Annotated in this window: 1 protein-coding gene; it reads left to right on the top strand. The window is 48.6% G+C overall.

Features of this window, described 5'->3' with window-relative positions; all coding sequences use genetic code 11:
* Positions 1-578 (top strand): 50S ribosomal protein L19e (locus F0L68_RS45820; protein ID WP_149855400.1); only part of this gene is annotated, 578 nt, incomplete at its 5' end.
* Positions 579-611 lie beyond the last annotated feature (33 nt).

Genomic DNA, 611 nt, shown 5'->3' with positions numbered 1-611 from the left:
GGCTTGCAGCCTCTGTTATGCGATGTGGTAAAAAGAAGGTGTGGTTGGATCCAAATGAAATCAATGAGATCGCAAACACCAACTCCAGACAGAACATCCGTAAGATGATCAAGGATGGTCTCGTCATCAAGAAACCTGTAGCAGTCCACTCCCGTGCCCGTGTCCGCAAAAACACAGAGGCACGTAGAAAGGGTCGTCACTGTGGCTTTGGTAAGAGAAGAGGTACTGCAAATGCGCGTATGCCACAGAAGGAACTATGGGTACAAAGACAAAGGGTTCTAAGAAAATTGCTCCTGAAGTACAGAACTGCCAAGAAGATTGACAGGCATCTATACCACTCACTCTACATGAAGGCGAAGGGTAATGTGTTCAAGAACAAGCGTGTGCTCATGGAGTACATCCACAGGAAGAAGGCTGAGAAGGCCAGGACGAAGATGCTTAGCGACCAGGCTGAGGCCCGCCGCAATAAAGTGAAGGAGGCACGCAAGCGCCGCGAGGAACGTATTGCCGCCAAGAAGGAGGAACTGCTGCAGACCTTCGCTAGAGAAGACGAAGCCGCGCTTACCGCTAAGAAGTAAACACTACGTTGTAAACAATAAATAAAAAAAAAC

This window comes from Solihabitans fulvus (assembly GCF_008386585.1).
GTDB classification, from domain to species: domain Bacteria; phylum Actinomycetota; class Actinomycetes; order Mycobacteriales; family Pseudonocardiaceae; genus Solihabitans; species Solihabitans fulvus.
Note: the sequence above shows the minus strand (reverse complement) of the source record. Positions and strands in the feature narration are given on the sequence as shown.